The sequence below is a fragment of the Pseudomonas sp. NPDC089530 genome (assembly GCF_050280705.1).
GTDB lineage: Bacteria > Pseudomonadota > Gammaproteobacteria > Pseudomonadales > Pseudomonadaceae > Aquipseudomonas.
In genome coordinates this window covers 68,016-74,470 of the sequence record NZ_JBNNVU010000020.1, presented here as the reverse complement: position 1 = coordinate 74,470, position 6,455 = coordinate 68,016, and the positions used below count along the sequence as shown (strand labels likewise).

5 protein-coding genes are annotated in these 6,455 nt (G+C 61.4%); 4 read left to right on the top strand and 1 reads right to left on the bottom strand.

Features of this window, described 5'->3' with window-relative positions; genetic code table 11:
• Positions 1–889: 889 nt before the first annotated feature.
• The 3 genes from ACQKQA_RS10955 (at position 890) to ACQKQA_RS10945 (ending at position 4,303) form a co-directional block, all read left to right on the top strand.
• Positions 890–1,681: a class I SAM-dependent methyltransferase gene (locus ACQKQA_RS10955; protein WP_427556701.1), complete on the top strand. Its 792-nt coding sequence runs from the start codon at positions 890–892 to the stop codon at positions 1,679–1,681.
• 437 nt (positions 1,682–2,118) lie between these two features.
• On the top strand, positions 2,119–2,601 hold the full coding sequence (locus tag ACQKQA_RS10950) for an acyl-CoA thioesterase (protein WP_427556698.1): 483 nt from the start codon (positions 2,119–2,121) through the stop codon (positions 2,599–2,601).
• Positions 2,602–2,653: 52 nt separating this feature from the next.
• Positions 2,654–4,303, top strand: coding sequence for an FMN-binding glutamate synthase family protein (locus ACQKQA_RS10945; RefSeq protein WP_427556695.1), 1,650 nt, complete (start codon positions 2,654–2,656; stop codon positions 4,301–4,303).
• Here ACQKQA_RS10945 and ACQKQA_RS10940 read toward each other — a convergent pair.
• Entirely contained in the window at positions 4,300–5,091 is a 792-nt protein-coding gene (locus ACQKQA_RS10940) for an AraC family transcriptional regulator (protein WP_427556691.1), read from the bottom strand. The genes ACQKQA_RS10945 and ACQKQA_RS10940 overlap by 4 nt on opposite strands.
• A gap of 84 nt (positions 5,092–5,175) precedes the next feature.
• Here ACQKQA_RS10940 and ACQKQA_RS10935 point away from each other — a divergent pair, with 84 nt between their 5' ends.
• Positions 5,176–6,174, top strand: a complete 999-nt coding sequence (locus ACQKQA_RS10935; RefSeq protein WP_427556688.1) for a bile acid:sodium symporter family protein — start codon at positions 5,176–5,178, stop codon at positions 6,172–6,174.
• Positions 6,175–6,455: the final 281 nt, after the last annotated feature.

Genomic DNA, 6,455 nt, shown 5'->3' with positions numbered 1-6,455 from the left:
TGGTCAGATCCTCGGAATCGACCCTGCCAGTTAAAAACTGTCACCTATGTGCTTGAACTGATTTGTTACCTATGTGGGTGAGTCATACCGGCAAGACCTTTTGGTTACTTTTGGGGCGTTTGCCAAAAGTGACCCGCCGTAAGGGCGGAACCATAAGCCGCCGTTACCGCAGCAACGGATATGTACACCGTCCAAAACATGCAGGCGTCAGTACCGACGCCATCGCGGACAATCGAGCGTCGACCGGCCGCTCCTACAGAAGCAGAACCAGTCAACTGTCACCCATGTGCTTGAACCCTTCTGTTACCCATGTGGGTGAACCGCCCCAGGTACAAGTAAGTCGCCGTAACCGCAGCAATGGATAGGTACACCGTCCAAAACATGCAGCGTCAGTAAAGACGCCATCGCAGGCAATCGAGCGTCGATCGGTCGCTCCTACAGGTCTGGTCGTGCACCGAAAAACACTGGCAACCGCAGCAACATAGATAGAGGCCCCCCCCCATTCCATCACCCAAATCGAGAATTCAGGTTTGGCGGGCGCAAGCGCCCGATCGCATCGACAGCGGCTACAGGGTTTGGCGCCGGCCGGTAGGTCGCGTTTGGCTTTTGATCTTGATCCACCCGCCTCATCGGCAGGCTTCGTTCCGGTATTCATCAACGCCGTACGGCGAATCCGTACCCAGCGAGGTATTCGTTTGCAGTGGAATGCAGCGTTAAGAAGGCATCGTCTTGCCAAGACGGTGCCCATGGAAGCCTGTGGCAACAAGACGGGATTTGAGACCGTAAAAATGTCGGCATTTTTATTAAGGTTGCACGCCTAATGTGAATCCACCGGCGGCCGATAGGATGGAAGGTTCACCGGTATCGACGTCTTATTTCAGGGCTATCAATGGAAATTCCGTACAGCGTCAGACTTTCATTTTTTGATTTCTGGAAGGGACTCTTCAAAGGCACGCTTTTCATCCAGAGGCGTTTGCGAGGGCATTTGAAGGAGCAGCAGAAGAACTGGCCAAAGAAGCAACAATACAGCCAGGGATATTTCTATCAAGGCTTGGAAGAACTGGGAATCACAGGCGCGAAGCCTACGGGGTTTCGGTTCAAGCAATACGCCGTCGATGAAGAATTGAAGGGCGCTGACGTACTGGACATCGGCAGCAACTGTGGTTTTGTCTCAGTCTATTGTTCGCGACGGGCGAAATCCGTGACAGCCGTCGAACTCAACCCTTCGCTCAATAAAGTGGCGAAAGATACAGCGCGTTATTTGAAGCGCGACAATATAGAGATTGTAGAAAGCGATTTTTCGGTATTTGCCACAGATAAGAAATTTGATGTGGTGCTGTCGTTTTCCAATCATCACACCATCGATGGCAACCTCAATATGGGGTTTGAAAACTACATAAAGCGCCTGGTGTCGTTTCTAAAACCGGGTGGCTACCTACTGTTTGAAAGCCACAATGTTTTCGGGCCAGGTGCTGGCACCGTAGGTGATGACGGTGATATGGACGAAAAAATCAAAATAATGAACACCTATTTCGCCATAGAACGCTATCGAATGGTCCATTGTTACCTGCGACACATGATCGATGATATCGATAAGCTCTTCATTGTTGCGCGGCTCGTGGACAATCCTCCGAAGACGGACTTCAGTCTTGAACAAGCAATCCGTCGCTATCATTACTGATCCTGCATTCAATTTTTTGCCTACCTGTGACGCCGTCCAAAAAACGGCAGCGCCAGCACGGATGCTAGCGCGAGCAATCGAGCGTCGATCGGCTGCTCCTACAGGTCCGGTGGTGCACCGGAAAGCGGCGGCAATCGCAGCAACATAGATAGAAGCCACTACCCTATTCCATCACTCGAATCGCGGATTCAGGTTTGGCGGGCGCAAGCGCCCGATCGCTGCCTCGCCAGGACTCGGCAGCGGCTACAGGGTCCGCGTAGCGTCTAAGCCCTCGAACATTCCCCGCATTATTGCAATCCCCGTAACAGCTCATCTAAAAAGATAGCTAGCTAACTATCTTCACTTCTTATTACCCTCCAGACCTCCAGCCAAAAAGCTGCCCGCAGGCCTCTAGGCCCGACCATACGGACCGGACAGCACTGATGATGAGGTCATCCATGGAACCAGGCAGCTATCAATTGAGCATGAGCGTGCTCATGACGCCCGACAAAGCCAACTTCTCCGGCAACGTGCACGGCGGCGCCCTGCTCAAGCTGCTCGACGAAGTGGCCTTCGCCTGCGCCAAGCGTTATGCCGGGCGTTATGTGGTCACCTTGTCGGTGGACCAGGTGATCTTCAAGGAGCCGATCCATGTCGGCGAGCTGGTGACCTTTCTCGCCTCGATCAACTACACCGGGCGCACCTCGATGGAGGTCGGGGTCAAGGTGATGACCGAGAACATCCACGAGCGCACGGTGCGCCATACCAACAGCTGCTACTTCACCATGGTCGCCGTCGACCCTGACGGCCGCCCGCACCCGGTGCGCGCCTTCGTGCCGGAAACGCCCACCGAACAACGCCGCTACGCCCAGGGCCTGCTGCGCAAACAGCAGCGCCAGGAACTGCAGGAACGCTACCGGCAGATCCGCAACTCGGACTGAGCCCGCCCTGCATCCCCCCTCCCTTCCCCCCTGATCCGCCCAAGGAAAGCCCATGAAACTATCGCTGTTGAGTCGCTATGCGAGCCTGACCCTGTGCCTGGCCATGACCCTGGTCGGCCTGCTGTTCTGGCCCGCCAACCCCTGGGGCGAGGCGCTGGTGGTGCTGGCCGGCCTGCTGAGCCTGGTCGGCCTCAACGACCTGCTGCAGAGCCAGCATGCGGTGCGCCGCAACTACCCGATCATTGGCAATATCCGCTACCTGATCGAGTCGATTCGCCCGGAGATCCGCCAATACCTGCTCGAAGGCGACGACGAGCCACTGCCCTTCTCCCGCTCACAACGCTCGATGGTCTACGCCCGGGCCAAGAACCAGCCCGCCGAGAAAGCCTTCGGCACCCTGGCCGACGTCTATCAGCCGGGGTTCGAGTTCATCAGCCATTCGATGGTGCCCAGCGACGCCTGCGACCCCAGCCAGTTCCGCGTGGTGGTGGGCGGGCCGGATTGCCTGCAGCCCTACAGCGCCTCGGTGTTCAACATCTCGGCCATGAGCTTCGGTGCGCTGAGCGCCAACGCCATTCGCGCGTTGAACAAAGGCGCCAAACTCGGCGGCTTCGCCCACGACACCGGCGAAGGCAGCATCAGCCCCTATCACCAGGAGTTCGGCGGCGACCTGATCTGGGAAATCGGCAGCGGCTACTTCGGCTGCCGCACCCTGGACGGGCGTTTCGACCCTGAGCGCTTCTCCGTCCAGGCCAACCTGCCCCAGGTGAAGATGATCGAGATCAAGCTCAGCCAGGGCGCCAAGCCGGGGCATGGCGGGATCCTGCCCAAGCACAAGGTCACCGCGGAAATCGCCCAGACCCGCGGGGTGCAGATGGGCCACGACTGCGTGTCGCCGGCGCGGCATTCGGAGTTCGGCACGCCCCTGCAATTGCTGGAATTCATCGTCAAGCTGCGCAACCTGTCCGGCGGCAAGCCGGTGGGCTTCAAGTTCTGCGTGGGTCACCCCTGGGAGTTCATGGCCATCGTCAAGGCCATGCTCGAGACCGGGATCCAGCCGGACTTTATCGTGGTCGACGGCAAGGAAGGCGGCACCGGCGCGGCGCCCCGGGAGTTCACCGACCATATCGGCATGCCGATGCGCGAAGGCCTGCTGTTCGTGCATAACACCCTGGTGGGCGCGGGGCTGCGTAAACAGATCAAACTCGGCGCCAGCGGCAAGGTCGTCAGTGCCTTCGATATCGCCAGCGTGCTGACCATCGGCGCCGACTGGGTCAACGCTGCGCGTGGCTTCATGTTCGCCATCGGCTGCATCCAATCGCAAAGCTGCCACACCAACAAATGCCCCACCGGCGTCGCCACCCAGGACCCGCTGCGCCAGCGGGCGTTGCAGGTCCCGGACAAGGCCGAACGGGTGCACAACTTCCATCGCAACACCCTGGTGGCCCTGGGCGAAATGCTCAGCGCCGCCGGCCTCGACCACCCCGCGCAGTTGCAGGCCAAACACCTGGTGCGGCGCCTGACCACCACCGAGGTGCGGCTGTTCTCGCAGATCCACGTGTTCCTCGAACCCGGCGAATTGCTGCAACGGCCCATCAGCTCGGAGTTCTACGCACGCATGTGGAACATGGCCCAGTCCCACAGCTTCGCGCCGTTGGCCGTGGCGGCGCCGGCCAGGGCCGAGCGGTTGATGCCGGCTTAGGGGCGGAAGAACTCGCCAGGGGTAGCGTCGAACTGCTGGCGAAACGCCGCGATAAAGGCCGAGGTCGAGTCGTAGCCGCAGGCCAGCGCCACGTCCGTCACCCGCTCGCCCTGCTCCAGCGGGGTCAGGGCGCCCAGCAGGCGCAAGCGCTGGCGCCAGGCGCGGAAGGTCAGACCGGTGTTCTGCAAGAACAGGCGGCTCAAGGTCTTCTCCGACACCGCGAGTCTTTCGCTCCACTGCCCCAGGGTGGTCGGCTGGTCCGGGTGGGCTTGCAGGCTGCGGTAGATCTGCCGCAGGCGCGGGTCCTGGGGCAGCGGCAACATCAGATCGAGCTGTGGCGCGGCGGCCAGTTGGTCCAGCAGCACCTGGGCCAGGCGACCGTCGGCGCCGTCTTCGGCGTATTCCACCGGCAGTTCGCTGAAGGCGCGGATCAGTTCCCGCAGCAGGCTGCTCACCGCCAGCACCTGGCAGCTGTCGCCGGCCCAGGTGGTAACACTGCAGTCCAGGTACAGGCTGCGCATTTCGGTGCGCGGCGAGCTGAACACCTTGTGCGGCATGCCGGCGGGAATCCACACCGCCCGCTGCGGCGGGGCGACGAAGCGCCCGGCGCTGGTCTGCACCTCCAGCACGCCCTGGATGGCGTAGGACAATTGCACCCAGGGGTGGCTGTGGCGCCGGGTCAGGGCGCGGTTGGGCAGGGATTCGGTGCGCCCGTACACCGGTCGCGGCAGGCTCGGCAGACCGGGAACAGTGCGGCGGACGATCTTCTCATGTCCTTTAGGCGGCATTTACTGGCTCATTGGCGTTAGTCGGCAGTCCGGCATCACGTTAGAGTCGCCCCACCGCCCTGGCAACCCCTGGATGATCCCGCTATGAGCCGCTCCCGTCTTTTGCCCGACAACTTCACCCTGACCCTGATCGGCGTGGTGCTGCTGGCCAGCTTCCTGCCCGCCAGCGGCCCGGTGGCCCAGGGCTTCGGCTGGCTGACCAACGCCGCCATCGCCCTGCTGTTTTTCCTGCACGGCGCCAAGCTGTCGCGGGAGGCGATCATCGCCGGCGCCGGCCACTGGCGCCTGCACTTGCTGGTGTTCAGCCTGACCTTCGTCCTGTTCCCGATCCTCGGCCTGGCGCTCAAACCGCTGCTCTCGCCCTTGATCGGCCACGAGCTGTACCTGGGCATGCTCTACCTCTGCGCCCTGCCCGCCACGGTGCAGTCGGCGATTGCCTTTACCTCCCTGGCCCGGGGCAACGTGCCGGCGGCCATTTGCAGCGCGGCGGCGTCCAGCCTGTTCGGGATCTTCCTCACCCCGTTGCTGGTGACCCTGCTGCTGAACGTGCACGGCGACGCTGGCTCGACAGTGGATGCCATCGTCAAGATCAGCGTGCAATTGCTGCTGCCGTTCATTGCCGGGCAGATAGCCCGACGCTGGATCGGCGCCTGGGTGGGCCGTAACAAGAACTGGCTGAAGTTCGTCGACCAGGGTTCGATCCTGCTGGTGGTCTACGGCGCGTTCAGCGAGGCGGTGAACCAAGGCATCTGGCAGCAGATCCCGCTGTGGGAACTGGGCGGGCTGGTGGTGGCCTGTTGCGTGTTGCTGGCCCTGGCGCTGCTGGCCTCCCACCTGCTGAGCAAGCTGTTCGGCTTCAACCAGGAAGACCGCATCACCATCCTGTTCTGCGGCTCGAAGAAGAGCCTGGCCACCGGCGTGCCCATGGCCCAGGTACTGTTCGCCGGCAGCACCCTGGGCGTGCTGATCCTGCCGCTGATGCTGTTCCACCAGATCCAGCTGATGGTCTGCGCGGTGCTGGCCCAGCGTTACGCCAAGCGCCCGGAGTCGGTGCAGGAACTGATGGCGCAGGTCGATCCCTGAGTTTCGACGCCTGAACCCCGCACGCCCTTGCAGGAGCAGGGGCTTGTGCTTTTGTCGGGGGCAGCCAGCAAGTGGCATACTGCCAGCCCTTTGCCGCCCGACAGCCTTACATGGAAGTTTTTATGCGTTTCCCGCTTGTGCCCCGAGTTTTGCCCTCCTCCGCCGCTTTCCACCTCAGCCCACAGGCCACTCCCGCCGAGTTCACTTCAGGTCTCACTGAGGCGCTGGCAAGACCGTCGCTTCCAGGCGCCGTATCCATCTGCGGCAATCTTCAGGAGCCG

Excerpts from the sequence above, each read along its gene's own strand:
- ACQKQA_RS10940 (WP_427556691.1), bottom strand. The coding sequence starts at position 5,091 with ATGCCGCCTAAAGGACATGAGAAGATCGTCCGCCGCACTGTTCCCGGT.
- ACQKQA_RS10955 (WP_427556701.1), top strand. The coding sequence starts at position 890 with ATGGAAATTCCGTACAGCGTCAGACTTTCATTTTTTGATTTCTGGAAG.
- ACQKQA_RS10950 (WP_427556698.1), top strand. The coding sequence starts at position 2,119 with ATGGAACCAGGCAGCTATCAATTGAGCATGAGCGTGCTCATGACGCCC.
- ACQKQA_RS10935 (WP_427556688.1), top strand. The coding sequence starts at position 5,176 with ATGAGCCGCTCCCGTCTTTTGCCCGACAACTTCACCCTGACCCTGATC.
- ACQKQA_RS10945 (WP_427556695.1), top strand. The coding sequence starts at position 2,654 with ATGAAACTATCGCTGTTGAGTCGCTATGCGAGCCTGACCCTGTGCCTG.